This window comes from Bradyrhizobium sp. LB13.1, assembly GCF_054056815.1.
Map to the genome: position 1 here is coordinate 738,953 of NZ_JBSRYQ010000001.1, position 21,474 is coordinate 760,426.

23 protein-coding genes and 1 tRNA gene are annotated in these 21,474 nt (G+C 63.4%); 11 read left to right on the plus strand and 13 right to left on the minus strand.

The genetic code is table 11. From position 1 onward, the window contains the following. Positions 1 to 131: 131 nt before the first annotated feature. Positions 132 to 389 carry a type II toxin-antitoxin system ParD family antitoxin gene (locus ACVWYI_RS03500; RefSeq protein WP_456661249.1) on the minus strand — a complete coding sequence of 86 codons (258 nt, stop codon included), beginning with the start codon at positions 387 to 389 and terminating at the stop codon, positions 132 to 134. A 239-nt stretch (positions 390 to 628) separates the two neighbouring features. Between ACVWYI_RS03500 and ACVWYI_RS03505 the strand changes: the two genes are divergently transcribed. From ACVWYI_RS03505 to ptsN, 8 genes are all read left to right on the plus strand, one after another. Beyond that, complete coding sequence (locus tag ACVWYI_RS03505; protein ID WP_456661250.1) at positions 629 to 2,119, plus strand: hypothetical protein; 1,491 nt, start codon at positions 629 to 631, stop codon at positions 2,117 to 2,119. A gap of 193 nt (positions 2,120 to 2,312) precedes the next feature. Further along, entirely contained in the window at positions 2,313 to 2,927 is a 615-nt protein-coding gene (locus ACVWYI_RS03510) for a ribonuclease D (protein WP_456661251.1), read from the plus strand. A gap of 144 nt (positions 2,928 to 3,071) precedes the next feature. Beyond that, positions 3,072 to 3,800: an LPS export ABC transporter periplasmic protein LptC gene (gene lptC, locus ACVWYI_RS03515; RefSeq protein WP_456661252.1), complete on the plus strand. Its 729-nt coding sequence runs from the start codon at positions 3,072 to 3,074 to the stop codon at positions 3,798 to 3,800. Positions 3,801 to 3,805: 5 nt separating this feature from the next. Further along, positions 3,806 to 4,525, plus strand: a complete 720-nt coding sequence (locus ACVWYI_RS03520; protein WP_456661253.1) for an LptA/OstA family protein — start codon at positions 3,806 to 3,808, stop codon at positions 4,523 to 4,525. Between the two features lie 229 nt (positions 4,526 to 4,754). Further along, a complete protein-coding gene (gene lptB, locus ACVWYI_RS03525; RefSeq protein ID WP_456661254.1) occupies positions 4,755 to 5,765 on the plus strand; it encodes an LPS export ABC transporter ATP-binding protein in 1,011 nt (336 codons plus the stop codon). Positions 5,766 to 5,855: 90 nt separating this feature from the next. Further along, a complete protein-coding gene (gene rpoN, locus ACVWYI_RS03530; RefSeq protein WP_247352756.1) occupies positions 5,856 to 7,469 on the plus strand; it encodes an RNA polymerase factor sigma-54 in 1,614 nt (537 codons plus the stop codon). A gap of 83 nt (positions 7,470 to 7,552) precedes the next feature. Next, a complete protein-coding gene (gene hpf / locus ACVWYI_RS03535) occupies positions 7,553 to 8,152 on the plus strand; it encodes a ribosome hibernation-promoting factor, HPF/YfiA family (RefSeq protein ID WP_247352758.1) in 600 nt (199 codons plus the stop codon). Positions 8,153 to 8,371: 219 nt separating this feature from the next. Continuing rightward, complete coding sequence (ptsN, locus tag ACVWYI_RS03540) at positions 8,372 to 8,833, plus strand: PTS IIA-like nitrogen regulatory protein PtsN (RefSeq protein ID WP_007598573.1); 462 nt, start codon at positions 8,372 to 8,374, stop codon at positions 8,831 to 8,833. A 577-nt stretch (positions 8,834 to 9,410) separates the two neighbouring features. Here the strand turns inward: ptsN and ACVWYI_RS03545 are convergent. The 10 genes from ACVWYI_RS03545 to ACVWYI_RS03590 form a co-directional block, all read right to left on the minus strand. Further along, on the minus strand, positions 9,411 to 9,905 hold the full coding sequence (locus ACVWYI_RS03545) for a PIN domain-containing protein (RefSeq protein WP_456661255.1): 495 nt from the start codon (positions 9,903 to 9,905) through the stop codon (positions 9,411 to 9,413). Continuing rightward, positions 9,902 to 10,204 carry a type II toxin-antitoxin system Phd/YefM family antitoxin gene (locus ACVWYI_RS03550; protein ID WP_456661256.1) on the minus strand — a complete coding sequence of 101 codons (303 nt, stop codon included), beginning with the start codon at positions 10,202 to 10,204 and terminating at the stop codon, positions 9,902 to 9,904. The genes ACVWYI_RS03545 and ACVWYI_RS03550 overlap by 4 nt, the downstream gene beginning before the upstream one ends. Positions 10,205 to 10,323: 119 nt before the next feature. Next, positions 10,324 to 10,596, minus strand: a complete 273-nt coding sequence (locus ACVWYI_RS03555; protein WP_007598581.1) for a BQ00720 family protein — start codon at positions 10,594 to 10,596, stop codon at positions 10,324 to 10,326. A 51-nt stretch (positions 10,597 to 10,647) separates the two neighbouring features. After that, complete coding sequence (locus ACVWYI_RS03560; protein ID WP_018645065.1) at positions 10,648 to 11,073, minus strand: Hsp20 family protein; 426 nt, start codon at positions 11,071 to 11,073, stop codon at positions 10,648 to 10,650. 305 nt (positions 11,074 to 11,378) lie between these two features. Next, entirely contained in the window at positions 11,379 to 12,458 is a 1,080-nt protein-coding gene (locus ACVWYI_RS03565; RefSeq protein ID WP_456661257.1) for a sn-glycerol-3-phosphate import ATP-binding protein UgpC, read from the minus strand. 5 nt (positions 12,459 to 12,463) lie between these two features. Next, entirely contained in the window at positions 12,464 to 13,312 is an 849-nt protein-coding gene (gene ugpE, locus ACVWYI_RS03570; protein ID WP_354048887.1) for a sn-glycerol-3-phosphate ABC transporter permease UgpE, read from the minus strand. Then, the gene (gene ugpA / locus ACVWYI_RS03575; protein WP_456661258.1) at positions 13,312 to 14,193 is read right to left on the minus strand and encodes a sn-glycerol-3-phosphate ABC transporter permease UgpA; all 882 of its coding nucleotides are present in this window, start codon (positions 14,191 to 14,193) and stop codon (positions 13,312 to 13,314) included. Before ugpA ends, ugpE begins: the two co-directional genes overlap by 1 nt. A 47-nt stretch (positions 14,194 to 14,240) precedes the next feature. Next, a complete protein-coding gene (gene ugpB, locus ACVWYI_RS03580; protein ID WP_456661259.1) occupies positions 14,241 to 15,557 on the minus strand; it encodes a sn-glycerol-3-phosphate ABC transporter substrate-binding protein UgpB in 1,317 nt (438 codons plus the stop codon). 406 nt (positions 15,558 to 15,963) lie between these two features. Then, positions 15,964 to 17,181 carry a CaiB/BaiF CoA transferase family protein gene (locus ACVWYI_RS03585; protein WP_456661260.1) on the minus strand — a complete coding sequence of 406 codons (1,218 nt, stop codon included), beginning with the start codon at positions 17,179 to 17,181 and terminating at the stop codon, positions 15,964 to 15,966. A 181-nt stretch (positions 17,182 to 17,362) separates the two neighbouring features. Beyond that, complete coding sequence (locus ACVWYI_RS03590; protein ID WP_456661261.1) at positions 17,363 to 17,788, minus strand: organic hydroperoxide resistance protein; 426 nt, start codon at positions 17,786 to 17,788, stop codon at positions 17,363 to 17,365. 149 nt (positions 17,789 to 17,937) lie between these two features. Here ACVWYI_RS03590 and ACVWYI_RS03595 point away from each other — a divergent pair, with 149 nt between their 5' ends. Next, positions 17,938 to 18,399, plus strand: a complete 462-nt coding sequence (locus ACVWYI_RS03595) for a MarR family winged helix-turn-helix transcriptional regulator (protein WP_247352774.1) — start codon at positions 17,938 to 17,940, stop codon at positions 18,397 to 18,399. A 199-nt stretch (positions 18,400 to 18,598) separates the two neighbouring features. Here ACVWYI_RS03595 and ACVWYI_RS03600 read toward each other — a convergent pair. Then, positions 18,599 to 18,674: transfer RNA gene (locus ACVWYI_RS03600), tRNA-Ala, on the minus strand. Between the two features lie 66 nt (positions 18,675 to 18,740). Next, positions 18,741 to 19,151 carry a TIGR02300 family protein gene (locus ACVWYI_RS03605; RefSeq protein WP_247352776.1) on the minus strand — a complete coding sequence of 137 codons (411 nt, stop codon included), beginning with the start codon at positions 19,149 to 19,151 and terminating at the stop codon, positions 18,741 to 18,743. A 112-nt stretch (positions 19,152 to 19,263) separates the two neighbouring features. Here ACVWYI_RS03605 and aroA point away from each other — a divergent pair, with 112 nt between their 5' ends. Together aroA and cmk are read left to right on the plus strand one after the other, a co-directional pair. Then, positions 19,264 to 20,649: a 3-phosphoshikimate 1-carboxyvinyltransferase gene (gene aroA / locus ACVWYI_RS03610; protein ID WP_456661262.1), complete on the plus strand. Its 1,386-nt coding sequence runs from the start codon at positions 19,264 to 19,266 to the stop codon at positions 20,647 to 20,649. After that, positions 20,646 to 21,284: a (d)CMP kinase gene (gene cmk, locus ACVWYI_RS03615; RefSeq protein ID WP_456661263.1), complete on the plus strand. Its 639-nt coding sequence runs from the start codon at positions 20,646 to 20,648 to the stop codon at positions 21,282 to 21,284. The genes aroA and cmk overlap by 4 nt, the downstream gene beginning before the upstream one ends. The last annotated feature ends 190 nt before the right edge of the window (positions 21,285 to 21,474 follow it).

A 21,474-nucleotide genomic window follows, 5' to 3' on the forward strand; every position in this document is an offset into this window, starting at 1 on the left:
CTCCGGCCTAGTCCTCCGGTGTGAACAAGGCTGTGTAACAACGCCTCGACACGATGATAAAAAATCTTTAAACATCAGTGCCTTGCAGTCTTGCCAAGGCAATCCTTTCCTGGGCGCCGTGACGGTGAGGATCACTTGCGGTCCGCTTGCGCCGCCAGTTTGGATTCGAGCCGATCGAACACGTCAGAACCCGGCTTGGTCCGGCCGGCATCGGCATCCATGAGTCCGCGTGCAATCGAGGCGTCCAGGGCGGCCAGCCTCGTCTCTCTTTCCTGTACGAGGCGTACTCCCTCGCGCAGCACCTCGCTCTTGGAATGGTATCGTCCGGACGACACGGGCTCGTTCACCACGCTCTCGAGCGTCTCTCCCAAATCAGCGCTCACAGCCATGCCAGATCTCTCCGTTTCGCCGCCAATAACTTATTGGCGGAAAGTATTTTTCAAGCAAAACAGCTGGTTGGAGACCTCGGAAACCTGCCGCCGCACCAAATTTCGTTCCCCAATACCCCGATTGCGCCATCCGAATTTACTCCACTTTAGACAACTTGGCCTAAGTCAGCGGTCAGGCTCGCAACCGGCGGTCGGCGAGCACGCAGAGCCGTCAGGCTCGCTTTGTCGTGAGGGAAGCGGTGGATCAGCACCAGGTCTGGCGCGCGTCGGCATTCGACAAGGTTGCGAACGCGATCAGCCCGTTTCTTCTGAGATCGGGAATCTATCTGTTCCTGATCTCGTTCATTTGCCTGTTCTACGTCTTGAACGCGCCGCTTCTGCTCGGTCATTACGATCTGGGCTGGCATCTGGCGGCCGGAGATCTCATCCGGGACAGCAACGCTATCCCGCCCCAGGACCCCTGGTCGTTCACCCACGGCGACAAGCCATGGTTCAATCTGTCCTGGCTCTGGGACGCGCTTGCCAGTGCGACGCTTCAATACGCGGGCTTTGGCGGCCTCGTCGTGCTGACGGTGGCCTGTGGCGCGGCGATCGTCGGCATCCTGACTGCGATCTCTCTTGGCTACGGCGCATCGGCGATCGCGGTTTGCGTCTCGGTCTTCCTTGCCTGCCTGCTCTATCCCGCCTACGAAGCTTCGCCGAACATGTATCTCGCGGTCTCGCCGAATACATGCACGATGTTGTTCTGCGTCGTCTTCTACCGCGAGTGCCTGAGACGAACGCGATGGTTCGTGCTTCCCGTGTTGATGGCGCTCTGGGCCAATCTGCACGGTGGCTTTCTGCTCGGCTTCTTCGTGATCGGCGTGTTCTTCGGCGCCGCCTTGCTCAGAGCGGCCTGGGCTGACCTCAGGATCCTTGCGCTCACCGGAATCGGGTGTCTTGCCGCGACATTCGTCAACCCGCTCGGCTGGAATATCTATGCCGGTGCTGCCGCGACGATGGGGCACTTCGTCCAGGGCAATATCGGCGAATGGCTGTCCTACTATCACAACATGGAAATGCCCGGCAGCATTCCCGGCATCCTGTACATGCTGGCCTTCGTCGCGCTCGAGCTGCGCTACAGAAACTCCAGGCCAGTTCCACTCGAACCGAGATTGATGTCATGGCTGTTCCTGATTCTGGGGCTGTATCAGTTCAGGTACATCGCCTTCTTCTTCATCTTCTCGACCGCACCGATGGCGCTTCACCTCAGCCGCTTGCTGCCGGAACGTCTCACGGGTCTCGATGTGCGTGGACCGTTGCTGGCTGCCGGCATCGTCGGTCTGTGCACCCTGCCGATGGCTTACCTACGCGCTGCGCCGGCGCTCGCACTTCCGCAGATGCTGTCGACCGAAGATGCCGGCTATCTGCAAAAGCATCTCGCAGGTCAGCGGGTGCTGAACAACTGGAACGTCGGCGGTTACCTGATTTTCGCGACGCACGGAACTGTCCCCCTGTTCGTCGACGGCCGCGCCGCGACGGCCTATCCGGATGATCTGCTGCGCGACTATTTCAAGCTGGTGAGTTGGGAGGTCGACGAAGCCGCGTGGGACATGGTGCTCGACAAATACCGGATCGACGCCGTGCTGTGGGTCAAGGCGCACGACCAGCTGCGGCACTTTCTCGTGGTGCGCCGAGGCTGGCGCGAGCAATACACCGGCGCCTACGAGACCGTTTACGTCCGGCCTTGATCCGGTTTTGCCGGCGATGCCAAAAGACAATGACAAACGATAATGACGAGTAGCGCCGCAGCTCTGTATGACCAGCCGCGCCTGATGCTTGCGCCGACGGCTGCCAGCGGATACATCGCGGCCGGCCCTCGCCAGCGTCTGTCCCGGGTATTAGCCTGCCAAGCGCACCGATTCGATTGAGGTTTGAAACGCCATGACCGTACGCCTGCACCGCGGCGACCTGCCCGATCTGTCCCGCTACACCGGAGCGGTGGCGATCGACACCGAGACCATGGGCTTGAACCCGCACCGAGACCGGCTCTGCGTGGTGCAGCTCTCGCCCGGCGACGGCAGCGCAGACGTGGTGCAGATCCCCAAGGGGCATACCGACGCGCCGAACCTGAAGGCCCTGCTGGGCAATCCCGCGATCACGAAGATCTTCCACTTTGCGCGGTTCGACGTCGCGGTGCTCTACCAGACGTTTGGCGTCATGACCGGGCCGATCTACTGCACCAAGATCGCCTCCCGCCTGATCCGCACCTATACCGACCGCCATGGCCTCAAAGACCTCGTGCGCGAGGTGCTCAACGTCGATCTCTCCAAGCAGCAGCAATCGAGCGATTGGGGTTCCGACAGCCTGACCGAGCCGCAGCTCGCCTACGCCGCCTCCGACGTGCTGCATCTGCACGGCTTGCGCGAGCGGCTCGATGCCATGCTGGCGCGGGAAGGCCGCACCGCGCTGGCAAAAGCCTGTTTCGACTTCCTGCCGACCCGCGCCCTGCTCGACCTCCAGGGCTGGGCCGAAGAGGACATCTTTGCGCATTCCTAGAGCTTCGCGTGGCGGCTCGCTTGGGCGGTCGCCCCGTTTCGGTCACTTTCCTGACGGCCTGTCGCCGGCTGCATATTTTGGCGTTGCCGGCTACAATAGGGCGCCCGTCAACCGGACCAGGCGAGCGACACCTCAGGAGCCCAGGTGAATTCGGCCCATAATCCCACCTATGACGCCGCGCTTGCGGCGAAGTTCGCCGGCGCGGCTCGCCACAGCCGCCTGGTGCGGATTCTGCGCATCGCGGTGCCGACCACGGTGGCCGTGGCCATGGCTGTGATCGTGGCCGTGTCAACCTTCCTCAATCCCTTCAAGATCCCGGTGAAGCTCGACTCCGGAAACCTCGTGGTGACAGGCACCAAGATCACGATGGAATCGCCGCATATGTCCGGCTTCACCCCGGACCAGCGGCCCTACGAGCTCTGGGCCAAGACCGCGACACAGGACATCACCGATCCCGACCATGTCGATCTCCATGATTTGCGCGCGAAAGTGTTGATGGAAGACCAATCGACCCTTTTCCTCGATGCCCGCACCGGACGGTTCGACAACAAGCAGCAGCAGCTCGACCTGCACAAGGACATCTTCCTGCGCACCTCGACCGGCTACGAGGCGCGGCTGAACTCGGCCTTTGTCGATATGGGCAAGGGCACGGTCTCCTCGGATGAGCATGTCGACGTCAAGCTGACCAACGGCACGCTGACCGCCGATCGGCTGCGGATCACGGAAGGCGGCGATGTCATCCGCTTCGAGGGCAATGTGGTGATGCATCTCGACAAGCTGGACGATCCTGCCGCCGCTCAGCCTGCGCCACCCGAGCCTGCGCCGCCGGTGAAGACACGCACGCCGCAGAACAAGTCTGCCAATTCAAAGTGATTTTCATGATCAGGTTTTTTCCGCGCAACAAAGACAAGCGGCGCGTCATCCCTGGTGCGGCCGCGCTCGCCGTCGGCGTCGCACTGCTCGCAACGGGTGCGGCAATCGCGCAGAGCACGATGCAAGGCGTGCCCAACGCGATGCAGGGCTTCTCGCAGAATCGCGATCAACCGATCCAGATCGAAGCTGCCTCGCTCGAGATGCGCGACAAGAAGAAGGAGGCGACCTTCTCCGGCAATGTGAAGGTCATCCAGGGCGACACCACCATGACCTCGAAGACGCTGGTGGTGTTTTACGATTCGGGCGGCGACAAGCCGGCCACACCGCAGCCTGCGGCGAAGGCGACAAAGGGCGCTCCGATGCAGTCGGCGACGCCGGGGCCGGGCGGCAGCTCCTCGATCAAGCGGCTGGAGGCGCGCGGCAATGTCGTCGTCACCCAGAAGGACCAGGTGGTGACAGGCGAGACCGCCGTGTTCGACACCAGGACCAATCAGATCACCATGCTCGGCGGCGTCGTCTTGACGCAGTGCAAGAACGTGCTGCGCGGCGACCGGCTGGCGGTCGACATGACCACCGGCGTGTCGCGGGTGGAATCCGACACCGGCCGGGTGCAGGCGCTGCTGCCACAGGGCGGCGGCAATGATTGCGGATCCGGAGGACCGGGCAAGCCCGGCGCGGGGCCTTTGCAACTGCCTGGCGCGCCGGTAAACCGAAGTAAAATTTGAAGAATGATTTCAATCGCTTGGGCCGAGCGCTGCTGATCCGAGGTTGAAGCTTGCCCGGCGAGACTGTATCTGGTGCGAAGGGCTTTCGAAGCGGGATTCGCCGCTTATCGGGGGTGTTTCACTGGGCACGGGACATCCCTTAACTCATGCTGTGTCGGCGAATCGCAAGCCGGCGCGGCAGATCGCGTGAGTTCCGCGCAGGATCGTCGCGAAAGGCTAGAAGGCGGGGATGGTCGATCTCTTCAGCATGTTCCGTCGGCGCCCCGCCAAGCGCGGCCGGCCAGGATTTGCGCGCCAGGATATCACCGCGCTCGGTGACAGCGTCGGCGGTCTCGTGGCCAGCCCGGTACGGGACGCGCCGCCAATTGCGCGTGACCAGCCGATGCATGCGCCCGACCCGTTCCAGGCTGACTTCCAGGCCACCTATCAAGCCGAGCCGCGCGCGCAGGCGGTTCATCCCGTCAGGGCCGCCGCCGCCAGGCCCAATGGTTCCGGCGGGCCTCAGCTGTTGAAGCGGCCGGGCTTCCTGGCTGTGCATAGCGTGGAAAAGAGTTTTGGCAGCCGCCAAGTCGTGCGCGGCGTCAGCATCTATGTGCGCCGCGGCGAAGCGGTCGGCCTGCTCGGTCCGAACGGCGCCGGCAAGACCACCGTGTTCTACATGATCACCGGCCTGATCAAGGCCGACCGCGGCGCGATCGAGCTCGACGGCCACGACGTCACCAAGCTGCCGATGTATCAGCGTGCGCGACTGGGCATCGGCTATCTGCCGCAGGAAGCCTCGATCTTCCGCGGCCTCACCGTCGAGCAGAACATCCGCGCCGTGCTTGAAGTGGTCGAGCCCTCGCGCAAGAAGCGCGAGCAGCAGCTCGACTCGCTGCTCGACGAATTCAACATCACGCGCCTGCGTAAATCGCCGTCGATCGCGCTGTCCGGTGGTGAGCGGCGCCGCGTCGAGATCGCGCGAGCGCTGGCGACGCGTCCGAACTACATGCTGCTCGACGAGCCCTTTGCCGGCATCGATCCGATCGCGGTCGGCGACATCCAGGACCTCGTCCGCCATCTCACCAACCGCGGCATCGGCGTGCTGATCACCGACCACAATGTGCGCGAGACGCTCGGCCTCACCGATCGCGCCTACATCGTCTATGCCGGTGAAATCCTGACCGAGGGGAGCCCGGATGAGATCGTCGCCGATCCGGACGTACGCCGTCTTTACCTTGGCGAGGAGTTCCGCCTCTAGCCCGTTTTTCCATTTCGTCAAGACGTGTACATCAGGCTCGGACTAGGATAAGCAAAAATCGGACCAACTTTTGGGATCGGTTCTTGCTTCATGGCGCTTACGCAGAGATTAGAGTTCCGGCAATCGCAGTCGCTGGTCATGACGCCGCAGTTGATGCAGGCGATCAAGCTGCTGCAATTGTCCAATCTCGATCTCACGACGTTCGTGGAAGAGGAACTCGAGCGTAATCCGCTGCTGGAGCGGGCCAATGACGAGCCCCCGGCGGGCGAAGCCCCGGCCGAGACCGGCCAGTTCAACGATAGCGACGGCGGCCACAATGACGAGCCGGGCGGCGGTCCGGGCGAGGCGTTCGAGCCGGGCCAGGAAGAATGGATGAGCAAGGATCTCGGCACCCGCGCCGAGATCGAGCAGACCATGGACACCGGCCTCGACAACGTCTTCTCCGAGGAGCCGGCCGAGGCTGCCGCACGCAACGCCCAGGATGCGGCGCCGACCACCTATACCGAATGGGGCGGCGGCGCCTCCGGTGACGAGGCCTACAATCTCGAAGCCTTCGTCGCTGCGGAGACCACGCTCGGCGACCATCTCGCCGAGCAGTTGTCGGTTGCCTTCACCGGGGCCGCGCAGCGCATGATCGGCCAGTACCTGATCGACCTCGTCGACGAGGCCGGCTATCTGCCGCCGGATCTCGGCCAGGCTGCCGAGCGGCTTGGCGCATCGCAACAGGACGTCGAGAACGTTCTTGCCGTGCTGCAAAAATTCGATCCGCCCGGCGTCTGCGCGCGCAATTTGAGCGAATGCCTGGCGATCCAGCTCCGCGAGCTCGACCGCTACGATCCCGCGATGCAGGCCCTGGTCGAGCATCTCGATCTCCTCGCCAAGCGCGACGTCGGAGCCTTGCGCAAGCTCTGCGGCGTCGACGACGAGGACATCGCCGACATGATCGGCGAGATTCGCCGGCTCAATCCCAAGCCTGGCATGAAGTTCGGCTCGGCCCGGCTCCAGACCATGGTGCCTGACGTCTATGTCCGCCCCGGTCCCGACGGCGGCTGGCATGTTGAGCTCAACAGCGACACCTTGCCGCGCGTGCTGGTCAACCAGACCTACTATTCGCAGCTCTCGAAGAAGATCGGCAAGGACGGCGACAAGTCCTATTTCACCGACGCGCTCCAGAATGCGACCTGGCTGGTGCGCGCGCTCGACCAGCGCGCCCGCACCATCCTGAAGGTCGCGACCGAGATCGTGCGCCAGCAGGACGGCTTCTTCACCCATGGCGTGGCGCACCTGCGGCCGCTGAATCTGAAGGCCGTCGCCGACGCCATCCAGATGCATGAATCGACGGTGTCGCGCGTCACCGCCAACAAATACATGGCGACCAATCGCGGCACGTTCGAGCTGAAATATTTCTTCACGGCCTCGATCGCTTCGGCTGACGGCGGCGAGGCGCATTCGGCCGAAGCCGTGCGTCACCACATCAAGCAGCTGATCGATTCGGAGGCGCCGTCCGCGATCCTGTCAGACGACACCATCGTGGAACGCTTGCGCGGCTCGGGCATTGATATTGCCCGCCGCACGGTCGCGAAGTACCGCGAAGCCATGCGCATTCCTTCCTCGGTGCAACGCCGCCGCGACAAGCAGAGCGCTCTTGGTAACGTCCTCTCCACCGCAATGTCCGATCGCTCCCGCAGCACCGTGCCGGCCTGATTGCGCTGGCGCGAAATCGCGCTACTCTCATCCCCCCTTCGCGGCCGATCCCAGCTAGGCACTCAAACCAAGCGAGGTATCACATGACTCTTCGGATTTCGGGCAAGAGCGTCAGCGTCGGCGAGGCCCTGCGCGGCCGCGTCACCGACCGGACTGAAGAGGTCCTGCGTAAATATTTCGACGGCAACTATTCCGGGCACATCACGCTCAGCAAGGACGGCTTCGGCTTCCGCACCGACTGCGCGCTGCATCTTGATTCGGGAATTACGCTTGAGGCCGATTCGAACGCGCCCGATGCCTATGCCAGCGCCGACCTGGCGCTCCTGATGATCGAGAAGCGCCTCAAGCGCTACAAGAGCCGGCTCAAGGACCGCTCGGCCCGCAAGGCCCATGTCGCCTCCGCCGCTCTCGCCGCCATGGATGCCACGAGCTACGTGCTGGAGGCGCCGGGCGAGGGTGAGGACGAAGACGAGGTCACCGGCTACAGCCCCGTGATCATCGCCGAAGCCACCACCTCCCTGAAGCAGCTTTCGGTGAGCGAGGCCGTCATGGAGCTCGACCTCAGCGGTGCGCCCTGCCTGGTTTTCCAGCACGGCTCCAGCGGCCGGGTGAACATCATTTACCGCCGGGCCGACGGCAATGTGGGCTGGATCGACCCGCCGGGGGCCAAATCAGGTGGTTAGGGCCGGAACCGGGGCCCGTACCATCCGCAGCCTTAACAATGACGGGGGCAAAGCCGCACGCAGCAGTTGGCACCGGGATTGCGTTGGAGTAGAAGCGCCCCACATCAGGACCGGGCTAAGTTCCCCTCCTGCTTCACCTTCTTGACGCCGGCCCGGCGTGGTTCTCACCAAGCTGGCCAATTCGGAACCTGACGGTTTAATTCACCTCGGAAACCTTCCATGCCGATTACCGATCTGGTCGCGCCCGAGGCGATTCTCCCGGCATTGAAGGTCAACAGCAAGAAGCAAGCGCTCCAGGAACTCGCCGCCAGGGCGGCCGAGCTGACCGGGCAGAACGAGCGCTCCGTGTTCGAGGTGCTGCTGCAACGCGAGAAGCTCGGCACCACCGCGGTCGGCTACGGCGTCGCCATTCCCCACGGCAAGCTGCCCAAGCTGGAAAAGATTTTTGGCCTGTTCGCCCGCCTCGATCGTCCGATCGATTTCGAATCGATGGACGGCCAGCCGGTCGATCTCGTCTTCCTGCTGCTCGCCCCCGAAGGCGCCGGCGCCGACCATCTGAAGGCGCTCGCCCGCATTGCCCGCCTGCTGCGCGACCAGGACATCGCCAAAAAGCTCCGCGCTTCGCGCGACGCCCAGGCGATCTATTCCGTGCTGGCACTGCCGCCCGCGACTGCGGCTTAACAGGTTAGAGCCAATCGTTCATATATCGAGACTTCGCTCGCTCCTTTGCTCGACCAGATTTGCCGATGCTTTCTAAGGGAGAGCTTTCAGGTACTGCGACGGGGGCGTGCCTCCGTAAACTTCGCGAGGGGGCTGGCCCTTGATTACATTTCCCGTACTCGCCGGCATGTTTGGATGGTTGGCCAGCGTAGTTTGGCAATTGCGGCTTGCGAGTACCAAGGGAAAAGTTTGGAGCCGTAACGGCTATGTAACCCGTACAAGTAACGAGACAGTTTTCGGCGCCTGCGTGTGTTTCTACTGGGTCGCACTTGGGTGGGGAGCCGTGATGCTATTTTGCATGGTGATATCGATTATCAGGCAAATCTAGAACTGAGCATGACCCGGATTTGAGCATCCCGGCGTCGCCTTCCGGCTGATAGCACGCAGTATGCGGAAGCAAAGCGGGCACGCTTTCGTGCGAAGGCATGCCCCGCTTGAGATCCTAATCGTGCGACGTGCGTGCGCTCAGTGCACGCTCACCGCTTGCAGCTCCTTGCTCCAAGCGTTGGCGACTGCGGCGTAAGTCAACTTCCTTCCGCTATAGGGTAGAGATTGCTTCGAGCGTCACTGGCGGCCGCATCAGCGTCTCGTTGCCGTGGCGATAGAACTTCTGCGTCCAGGGGTTAAACACCGGCACGCGTGCTTCGATGAATTCGTCGATGTCCCGTGTGACTACGGCGAGATCTTGCAGGGCTGCGATGGCTGCAATGAACAGATCCGGTTGGCCGAATGTGTGGCCGCGCTTGCGACCCTCAACGATCATCGCCTTCCACCGCACGATCGCGTCTTCGGTGATGGCAAGGATCCGTCTCGCAAACAATGGTCGCACTGTGTTTTCCAACCACGATCGAAGATCGGCGCGCCTGGTAGCATCGGACAATTGTTCGATGCCGTAGACGATCTCCGCGATCATTACGTCGCTAACGTAGAGTTCCTCTCCACTTTGGCTCGCGACGAAATCCATGACGTCAGGATTGGGCTGGGGCCTACGTAGTTCCGACACGACGTTGGTATCGAGCAGCCAGCCCCTCAAAGCTCGACATCCCGAACGCTGGACTTGACCGTCAGGCGCTCGAATTCCACGTCGGCTAGCGGGGACTTCGCAAAGGCCGTCACAATATCGCGGCCGCTCACGGGTCGCTGAAGGCGATCGAATTCCTCTGCGGCAACGATAACCGCCGCATCTTTGCCGTGCAGTGTAACCCGTTGTGGTCCTGTGCGCTGGGCCTCCCTGACAATCTGACTCAGGTGAGTTTTTGCATCTTGAAGGCTCCATCGGCGCGATCTGGAGCCATTCTTGGAAGAGGGACGCTTTGCGGTGGTCATGCTCATCGCCTCTAGTCTAAACAACCAGAATTTAGCATATCCGAATTTGACCGCCAAAGCAAAACGGGCACGCCTTCCCTCGAAGGCATGCCCGCCAAAACTCTATTCGTGCGACGTGCGTGCGCTCAGTGCACGCTCACCGCTTGCAGCTCGTTGCTCCAGGCGTTTGCGATCGCGGCTTCGCGGCTGTCGGTCAGCATGATCGGCGTGCCGTCGGCGGCGTGGAGCGCGAAGAGCTTGAGGCCCGGCGCGATCTTCGGCGCTTCGGGAAACAGGCCCGGCACATCCTCCGAGCGGATCTGCTTCACATAGGCGATATGGCCTTCGCCGAGGGTTGCCAGGGTCTCAGGCGAGACGTTCTTGGCTTCGTATTCGAACGCAACATGACCTTCACTCATGGTCTCGACTCCTCTCTCGAAACTAAGCGGTCGAGTCCGCTACTCGTTCCATTATTCGTGCTCATTGATAGCGATTGTCTTAACGATCCTCTCCGGTTCAGGCCGGGCAAGATCGACCGACAACAGCCCGTTTTTCAGATCCGCACCCAGCACCAGCATCCCCTCCGCCAGCACGAAAGTGCGCTGGAAGTGGCGCGCGGCGATGCCGCGATGGATGTATTGCCGGGACTTGTCGTCCTGCTGCCGTCCGCGAATGACGAGCTGGTTTTCCTCAATGGTTACATCGAGTTGGTCGCGGGTGAATCCGGCGACCGCCAGCGTGATCCGCAAACGCTCGGGCTGGCCGTCCGACCGGTCACACCTCTCGATATTGTAGGGAGGATAGCCGTCGGCGCCTTTGACGACGCGATCAAGCACGCGCTCGATCTCGTCGAAGCCCAGAAGGAACGGACTGGAAAGCGTGGGAACACGAGACATAGTTTACAAAGTCCTCTCGAAGCGACTTTGGTGCATCAGGGCCCGTAGAGGCACCCCTTGGTCAGCAATATGGTCATATCCCCGTGTCGGTTCAAGGACGTAGCTGGAATGGCCGGAGGCCAGGAGCTTCCGCTCGCCTGCGTTCCGGCCATCCACGATCTTGCCCGCGCCACTGAGACCGTGGATGCCCGCGACAAGGCCGGCACGACGAATTTGCGGGCCGATTTATCTCAACGAAAACAGACCCCCGGCTACTGTGCATGGGGTTGTTTTCGCGTTTTTAATCGACGGACCAGCGGAACCGGTCAGGCTTCGATCCGGGACCGCCCGTCGCCGCTGAAAAGATGCAGCTTCGCCCGCATTGCTGCGACCCGGATCCTCTCACCGATCGGCGGTGCCTCGGAGCCGGGAATGCGGACGATGACCTCGCCGGGCGGCAGCTCGCCGGGGGTGGCTGCTACGCGCTGCTCGTCCTGCTGCCGCGTGCCGTAGACAAAGGTTTCCGCGCCGAGGCGCTCGATCGCTTCCACGGTAAGCGGCAGCGCGATGCCGCCGGCCGGGGTCTGGTCGGTGATGACAAAATCTTCCGGACGGATGCCGAGGATGCCGGCCTCGGTGCTGCCGAGTTGCGACTTGATCTCCTCGGCGCGAATCGACATCAGATTCATCGGCGGTGCCCCGATGAAGGAGGCGACGAAGGTCGTCGCCGGCTTCTCGTAGATCGCCAGGGGATTGCCGACCTGCTCGACCTGGCCGCCGTTCATCACCACGAGGACGTCGGCGAGTGTCATCGCCTCCAGCTGATCGTGGGTGACGTAGATCGACGTGGTGTTGAGCCGGCGCTGCAATTTGCGGATCTCGACGCGCATCGCGATGCGCAGCTTTGCGTCGAGGTTCGACAGCGGCTCGTCAAACAGAAACACCTTCGGCTGGCGCACGATGGCGCGGCCCATCGCGACGCGCTGGCGCTGACCGCCGGAGAGCTGGCGCGGCTTGCGCTCCAGCATCGGCGACAGTTCGAGCACGCGCGCGGCTTCCTCGACGCGGGTCTTGACCTCGGCCTCCTTCATGCCGCGGTTGCGCAGGCCGTAGGCCATGTTGTTGAAGACGCTCATATGCGGATAGAGCGCGTAGTTCTGGAACACCATCGCGATGTCGCGGTCGGCGGGCTCGACCTGGTTGACGATTCGGCCGCCGATGTCGATCTCGCCGCCGGTGACGGTTTCGAGACCCGCGACCATGCGCAGCAGCGTCGACTTGCCGCAGCCGGAGGGACCGACCAGCACGCAGAATTGTCCGTCGCCGACATCGACGTTGACGCCCTTGATGGCCTCGAAGCCACCAGGATAGGTCTTGCGGACGTTGCGCAGGGTAACGTTAGCCATGGGATTTACTTTTCCGTCTCCACGAGTCCGCGCACGAACAATTTCTGCATGGCGACGACGACGAACACCGGCGGCAGCATCGCCAGCACGGCGGTCGCCATCACGATCGGCCATTCGGTCAGCGCGTCGGTGGTGGTGATCATCTTGCGGATGCCGACCTGGATGGTCTGCATGTCGTCGCGCGTGGTGATCAGCAGCGGCCAGAGATATTGATTCCAGCCGAGGATGAAGAGGATCACGAACAGCGCCGCCATGTTGGTGCGCGACAGCGGCAGCAGCGTATCCCAGAAGAAGCGCAGGGGACCGGCGCCGTCAATGCGCGACGCCTCCAGCAGCTCGTCCGGCACGGTCATGAAGAACTGCCGGAACAGCAGCGTCGCGGTGGCTGAGGCGATCAGCGGCAGCGCGAGGCCGGCATAGCTGTCGAGCATGTGGAGGTCGGCGACGATCTTGTAAGTCGGATAGATTCGCACCTCGACCGGCAGCATCAGGGTGATGAAGATGATCCAGAAGATCGGCATCCGGAACGGAAAGCGGAAATACACGATCGCATAGGCCGAAATAATCGAGATCGCGATCTTGCCCACCGCGATCAGCAGCGCCATCACCAGCGAGTTCAGCATCATGTTGCCGACGGGCTCGCGGGTCGAGCCGCTCGTGCCGACGAAGATGGTCTGGTAGTAGACCTCGAAGAAATGGCCGCCCGGCAGCAGCGACATCTGCCCGTTCGCGATCAGCGCGTTGTCCTGGGTCGAGGCGACGAACGCGATGTAGACGGGGAACGCGACGATCGCGATCCCGATCCACAAAATGGCGTGAGCGACGTAGCGCCGAAAGCCCTCTTCCTCGACCATCAGTAGGTCACCTTGCGTTCGACGAAGCGGAACTGGATTCCGGTCAGCACGATCACCATGACCATCAGGATCACCGATTGCGCCGCGGAGCTGCCGAGATTGCCGCCGAGCAGGCCGTCGGAATAGACCTTGTAGACCAGGGTCACCGTCGACGTTCCCGGACCGCCGCGGGTCATGGTGTCGATGATGCCGAACGTGTCGAAGAAGGCGTAGACGATGTTGACGACCAGCAGGAAGAAGATGGTGGGCGACAACAGCGGGAAAGTCACGGTCCAGAAGCGCCGCATCGGACGCGCGCCGTCGATCGCGGCTGCCTCGAACACGCTCTTCGGAATCGCTTGCAGGCCGGCGAGAAAGAACAGGAAATTATAGGAGATCTGCTTCCACGCGGCGGCAAGGATGATCAGCGCCGCGGCCTGGTCGCCATCGAGCAGCGGATTCCAGTCGATGCCCATGTTGCGAAGATAACGCGAGAGCACACCGAGCGAGGGATGCAGCATGAAGATCCAGAGCACGCCGACCACGGGCGGCGCGACCGCATAGGGCCAGATCAAGAGCGTGCGGTAGAGCATCGAGCCACGCAGCGGCTTGTCCGCCATAACGGCGAGCAGCAGCGCGAAGGACAGCGACGAGACCGCGATGGCGAACGAGAAAAAGAAGGTCCGGACGATCGCCTCGAAATAGGCGCGGTCCCTCAGCAGCTCGCTGTAATTGTCGAACCAGACAAAGGTGGTCGACAGACCGAACGCGTCCTGGAGCAGGAAGGACTGGATCACCGCCTGAATGGCCGGCCAATAGAAGAAAATCAGGACGATCGCGAGCTGCGGCGCAACCAGCGCGTAGGGCAATAGCCTTGATTGGAAAATGGCTTGCTTCTGCATGATGTCAGCTGAGCGGCAGGCCGGGTCGCGACCTGCCGCTCATCGCCTCACTTGACGGCGGTCTTTTCGAACTGACGCAGCATCGTGTTGCCGCGCTCGACGGCGGCATCGAGCGCCTGCTTGGCGGTCTTCTTGCCGGCCAGCGCCTGCTCGATCTCTTCCGACCAGACGTCACGCAGCTGAACCATGTTGCCGAGGCGCAGACCGCGCGAATTCTCGGTCGGCTCCTTGTTGGTCAGCTCGAGCAGCGGGGTCTCGAGGTAGGGCTGGTCCTTGTAGAAGCCCTCTTCCTTCGCCTTGGCGTAGGCCGCCTTGGTGATCGGCAGATAGCCCGAGGCCTTGTGGATATAGACCTGGCGATCGGTGTCGGAGAGGAAGGTCAGGAACTTCGCGACGCCCTTGTATTCGTCGGCCGACTTGCCGCCCATGACCCAGAGCGAAGCGCCGCCGATGATCGAGTTCTGCGGCGCGCCCTTGACGTCCGGATAATACGGCATCGGCACGGCGGTGAAGGCGAACTTGGCCTGCGCCTTGACGTTGCCGAAGAACGCCGACGAGGTCAGGTAGATCGGGCATTCGCCGGAGGTAAAGCGACCCTCGCCGGTGTTGGTGCGGCCGGCATAGTCATAGGTCTTGGTCTTCTGGAGCTCGACCAGGGTTTCGAGATGCTTGACCTGAAGCGGGCCGTTGAACTCGAGCACCGTGTCGAAGCCGTCGAGGCCATTGGCCTTGCTGGCGAGCGGCACGTTGTGCCAGGCGGAGAGCTGCTCGAGATTGACCCAGGTGACCCAGGAACCGGAGAAGCCGCAGGTGTCGTGACCGGCAGCCTTCAGCTTCTTGGCGGCCTCGAACGTTTCGGGCCAGGTCTTCGGGATCGCGACATTCGCCTTCTTCAGCTCGTCGAGGTTCACCCACATCACGGTCGAGGACGAGTTGAAGGGGAAGGACAGCATTTCGCCCTTCGAGGTCGAATAGTAGCCGGTGATGGCGGGCAGGTAGATCTTGGGATCGAACTTCTCGCCGGCGTCGGCCATCAGCTTGTAGACGGGTTTCACGGCACCGGTCGCGGCCATCATGGTGGCGGTGCCGACCTCGAACACCTGCATGATGTGCGGGGCGTTGCCGGCGCGGAACGCTGCGATGCCGGCGTTCATCGTGTCAGGATAGTTGCCCTTGTAGGTCGGGATCACCTTGTAGTCGGTCTGCGCCGCGTTGAAGTCGGTGGCGAGCTTGACGATGACGTCGTTGTTGGCGCCGGTCATCGCGTGCCACCACTGGATTTCGGTCACGGCCAAGGCCGGCGAGGCCGACATTCCAACCGTGAGTGCAACAGCGGCAGCCGCTCCAAAGTGTCGAAGAGCCATCAAGTAAACCTCCCTTGGGTCGTCAAAAATGATCGCTTGCGCTAGCAGCGCCATATGACGTTCACATGACTGTGTAAGCGGCCGAAACGAAAGCGGCAAGCGCTGGAAAAGGGAAGCAGGCAAATAGGCGAATGCGGAGCGGGCAGGTTTCTTCGTTCGCGGTGCAGCATTCGGGAGTGATGGGTTGGGTCGCTGCGTCGTCAGCAGAATAGCGCGAGGCAGACGCGCGGCCCGCGGGCTCCAAGCTCTCCCGCTTGCGGGAGAGGTCGGCGCAACGCGCCGGGTGAGGGCTCTCTCCTCTTGGGGAGTCTCACTGCGGAGGCACCCTCTCCCCAACCCTCTCCCGCAAGCGGGCGAGGGAGCGCACCTTCCTTGCGGCGCGTTGTCAGTTCAATAGCGTCACGCCTCAGCGCTTGCGCTCGGGGCCGCAGACCGTGCCCTGCTCGACCATCGCGTCGATCTCGGACTTGGAGTAGCCGAACTCGCCCAGCACCTCGGCCGAGTGCTGGCTGAATTTCGGCGGCAGGCGGCGCAGGCTCGGCTTGCTGCGATCGAGCCGGATCGGCGACGCCACGCCCTTGTACCAGTCCTTCTCGATGATATCGCCGCGGGCGATGGTGTGCGGGTTGGTCAGCGCCTGGTCGATCTTCTGCACGGGGCCCGCGGGCAGGCCCGCGGCGAGGAGGCGATTGCACAGCGGCTCGGCCTCGTGCTGGCTGAACACGGCGGCGAGCTCGGCGCGCAGCGCTTCGCGATTGGCGATGCGGTCCTTGTTGCGGGCAAAGCGCGGATCGGTGCCGAGCTCGGGCTTGCCGATCTCCTTGGCGAGCTTGCGGAAGGTGCCGTCATTGCCGACGCCGATGAAGATGTCGTCGGTCTTGGTCGGGAAGATCGCGTAAGGCACGAGGTTGGGATGCTCATTGCCGGTCAGCGACGGCGGCTTGCCATGCATGAAATAATTCGCGGTGTGCGGATGCATGATGGCGAGGCCGGTCTCGTACAGCGTCGTCTCCAGGAACTGGCCCTGGCCCGAGCGCTGCCGCTCCGACAGCGCCATCAGGATGCCGATCGCCGCATAGAGGCCGGTGCCGATGTCGACCAGCGGCACGCCGATCCGCATCGGTCCGCTCTCGGGCGAGCCGGTCGCCGCGATCATGCCGGTCATGGCCTGGATGATGGCGTCATAGCCGGGATTGCCGCCGCGCGGGCCGTCGGCGCCGAAGCCGCAGATCCGGCAATGCACCAGGCGCGGGAATTTCTCGCGCAGCACCTCGCTGCCGATGCCCCATTTCTCCAGCGTGCCCGGCTTGAAGTTCTCGATCAGGATGTCGGCGCTCTCCAGCATCTTGAGCAGCACGAGGCGGCCGCCCTCGGAGGCGAGGTCGAGGCCGATCGAGCGCTTGTTGCGGTTGATGCCGATGAAATAGGCGGCGTCTTCCTCGTGGAAGGGAGGGCCCCAGTCGCGCACCTCGTCGCCTGCGGGCGGTTCGACCTTGATCACGTCGGCGCCATGGTCGGCGAGGATCTGGGTGCAATAGGGACCGCCGAGCACGCGCGTGAGATCGATGACGCGCAGGCCGCTCATTGCGCCCGTGGCAGCTCCAGAACTCGCGGCTTCAGTCATGCCTTCGCTTCCCCTGTGTCGATATTGATCACAGGCCTAGCGAGGTTCGTCTGAGTCAGCAATGGCTTGTTGCGGGGGGCCGCATGCGCCGCGGCTGCGCCATCCCGGCGAATGGCAAATCAAACGGAAGCGGCCGGCCCGAGGAGGATCCCGGGCCAGCCAATCCCCCCCCCCCCCGCGATCAGACGACCGTCAGGCGGACGTCGACATTGCCGCGCGTCGCGTTGGAATAGGGGCACACCTGGTGAGCCTTCTCGACCAGCGCCTCGGCTTCGGCACGGGCAAGGCCCGGCAGCAATACGGCAAGGTCGATGTCGAGACCGAAGCCGCCGGCCGCGCGCGGGCCAATGCCGACGGTCGAGGTCACGGAGGCGTCAGCCGGAACCTTCGGCCCGCCCTGCGAGGACACGAATTTCATCGCGCCGATGAAGCAGGCGGCATAGCCTGCCGCAAACAGCTGCTCGGGATTGTTGCCGGCGCCGCCGCCGCCGCCGAGTTCCTTCGGCGTGGTGAGCTTGACGTCGAGCGCGCCGTCGAGGGTCGCAGCATGGCCGTCGCGGCCGCCGGTGGCTTTTGCGCTGGTCTTGTAGAGGACGTTCACGGACATTTTGGTCTCCTGGGTTTTCGCTGGTGCAATCTTTATCGCAGGCAATTAGATTGCGCGCAATTGAAATTACGGAGCCTCACATTTAATTGTTCGCAATTGAATGTGCCGCCGGCCGGCCCCAGAATGGAGCAAGCCTCGTGAGATTCTCTATGCCCCGGAAATCATCGGCAGCGGACCAGCCGCTGCGCCTCGACAACCAGATCTGCTTCGCGGTCTATTCGGCCGCGCATGCCTTCAACCGCGTCTACAAGCCGCTGCTGGACCGGCTCGGCCTGACCTATCCGCAATATCTGGTCATGCTGGTGCTGTGGGAGCGCGACGACGTGCCGGTGAAGGACATCGGCGAAAAGCTGTTCCTGGATTCGGGCACGCTGACGCCGCTGCTCAAGCGACTCGAAGCCGCCCACCTCGTCAAGCGCACGCGCTCGCGCGAGGACGAACGTCAGGTCCTGATCGCGCTAACGGCGCAGGGCCACGCCTTGAAGGACAAGGCGCGCGCCGTGCCGCAATCGATCCTGGCAGCGTCGGACTGCTCGGTCTCGGAACTGGTCACGATGAAGGACGAGATCGTCGCGCTGCGCGATAGGTTGAATGCGGTGATCGGGGAGTAGGCGTATTCCTGCCCGGGAAATTCGATGCTGCGGAGGATGTAGACGTACCACATTGACGATTATCGCCTGGGCAGCCGCTGCGTGGGAATGTCACCGGTCCGCCGTCGCCCTGCGGGCTATGGCGGGACAGCCTTCGTTCACTTCGCTACGAGGGACTTCCCGGGCTTGCCGAGCCGAAGCTCGCGAAGCGAGCGAAGGCTGGTGGAGCCAGGCGGGATCGAACCGCCGACCTCTTGCATGCCATGCAAGCGCTCTCCCAGCTGAGCTATGGCCCCTTAACCGTCCGACGCGCCGTGGGTGACGCGTCGGGAAAGACCCAGAACCACAGTTCTGGGATTATCTCAAGTCTCTTCATCACCGGTGACATCACCAATGATGTCGGTGACGTCCTCATCGCCCTCTTCGTCGTCGGCGATAAAGGTCGAATCATCGTCATCGTCGTCGTCGATGGTCTCGTCGGCCTCGATGTCGTCCTCGGATTCGGGCACGACGGCCTTGACCTTGCCGGTGTTCTCCTCGGCATCGGCCTCCTCGAGCGAGACTTCCTCGACTTCCGCCGGCTCCGGCTTGGTGTCGGCGGCTGCTGCCGCGTGGCGGGCTTCGGCGCCGCGAGGCGCGCGAGCCGGCGCCACGGGCGCGATCGGCACGACCTCACCGGTGTACGGCGAGATCACCGGACTCTTGTTGAGGTCATAGAACTTCTTGCCCGTGGTTGGGCAAATACGTTTGGTTCCGAGTTCGGACTTGGCCACGGCAGAGGAATCCTGGAAATGTCTGAAAAGCGGTGTTTCACTTGGCTAGTTGGCGGGCCGCTGTCAATAGCGCATTACGGGAGAACGACATGCCCGTGACGGCGGAGAGACCATGTGGTACCTGCCCGCGAGCCCAGAGGGCACATCCAAGGACACAATCTTGACCCATTCCGACGAGCCGACGCCGCTTCAGTCGCGCGCCAGCGGCCCCCTGACCGGAAAAGTACGGGTGCCTGGGGACAAGTCGATCTCCCACCGTGCCCTCATCCTGGGCGCGCTCGCGGTTGGAGAGACCAGGATCTCGGGCCTCCTCGAGGGCGAGGACGTCCTCAACACCGCAAAAGCCATGGAAGCGCTCGGCGCTCGGGTCGAGCGCATAGGTGATTTCACCTGGACGGTGAACGGCGTGGGTGTTGCGGGCTTCGCCGAGCCCAAGGCGCCGCTGGATTTCGGCAACTCCGGCACCGGCTGCCGGCTGGTCATGGGCGCCGTCGCCGGCTGCCCGATCTCGGCGGTGTTCGACGGCGATGCCTCGCTGCGCAGCCGGCCCATGCGCCGGATCCTGGACCCATTGGAAAAGATGGGCGCGAAGGTCGCCTCCGGTGGCGAGGGCGGCCGTCTGCCGCTGACCGTCCAGGGCGCGCGCGATCCGCTGCCGATCACCTACGAGACCCCGGTCGCCTCGGCCCAGATCAAATCCGCCGTGCTGCTCGCGGGCCTGGCCGCGCCGGGCACCACCACGGTCATCGAGACCGAGGCCAGCCGCGACCATACCGAGCTGATGCTGAAGCACTTTGGCGCCGAGATCAGCTCGGCGCAGGAGGGCCAGCACGGCCGCCGTATCACGCTCGTCGGTCAACCCGAGCTGCATGGCGCCAATGTCGTCGTGCCCGCCGATCCCTCATCGGCGGCGTTCCCCATCGTTGCTGCGCTGATCGTCGAAGGCTCCGATGTCGTCCTGTCCGACGTCATGACCAATCCGCTGCGGACCGGCCTGTTCACGACGCTGCGCGAAATGGGTGCCTCGATCGAGGCGAGCGAGGTGCGTGGCGACGCCGGCGAGCCGATGGCAAAGCTGCGCGTGCGCGCCTCGAAACTGCGTGGTGTTGTGGTCCCGCCGGAGCGCGCGCCCGCGATGATCGACGAATATCTGGTGCTGGCGGTGGCGGCCGCCTTCGCCGAGGGCACGACCATCATGCGCGGCCTCCAGGAGCTGCGCGTCAAGGAATCCGATCGTCTCGAAGCCACCGCCGCCATGCTCCGCGTCAACGGCGTGAAGGTCGAGGTCTCCGGCGACGACCTGATCGTCGAAGGCCGCGGCCACGTCCCCGGCGGCGGCCTCGTCGCCACCCACATGGATCATCGCATCGCCATGTCCGCGCTGGTGATGGGCTGCGCGTCCGACCAGCCCGTGACCATCGACGACACCGCCTTCATCGCCACCAGTTTTCCGGATTTCATTCCGATGATGCGTTCGCTTGGGGCTGAGTTTTCATGATCATCGCCATCGACGGGCCCGCGGCGTCGGGCAAGGGCACGCTCGGCAAGCGTCTTGCCCACCATTACGGCTACCGTCACCTCGATACCGGCGTGATCTATCGCGCGGTGGCCTATTCGCTGATGCAGTCCGGGCATGATCTCAGGGACGAGGCGGCGGCGGTCGCGGCAGCGTTGGAACTCGATCCCGAAAAGTTCGGCAATCCCGCCCTGAAGACCCAGAAGGCCGGCGAGGGCGCTTCCATCGTCTCGGCCATCCCCAAAGTCCGCGAGGCCCTGGTCGGTTTTCAGCGGCAATTCGCCGCCGATCCGCCCGGCGCCGTGCTCGATGGGCGGGATATTGGAACCGTGATCTGCCCCCATGCCGACGTGAAGATCTTCGTCGTCGCCGATCCCAAGGTGCGCGCCCGCCGCCGGACCATGGAGGCCAAGGCGCGGGGCGAGGAGGCCGACGAGGCGGCCGTGCTCGCCGACATCATCCAGCGCGACGAGCGCGACAAGAACCGGCCGATTGCGCCGTTAAAGCCGGCCGCGGATGCTTACTTGCTAGATAACTCCCAACTGGATATAGAAGGCGGCGTCCGGGCCGCCATCGACATTATCGAGGCCGTCCGAGCGGGCCGGTCGCGGGGTTAAGCCGCTGCCGTCATTGGAGGAAGCGCCCGCTCCCGCTCTTTGAGGTCGATACTTCGGTCCCTGTTCGGGACCGACGCGATCAGGCTCCGGACAAAGATTTCCACGTATCGAATGCGCGGGCCTCAGCCGGCCCGCTTCCGCTGTTCCGGTGCCAGGCCGGGGCAACGAGCGGTCGCTCGAAGGTTCTGCG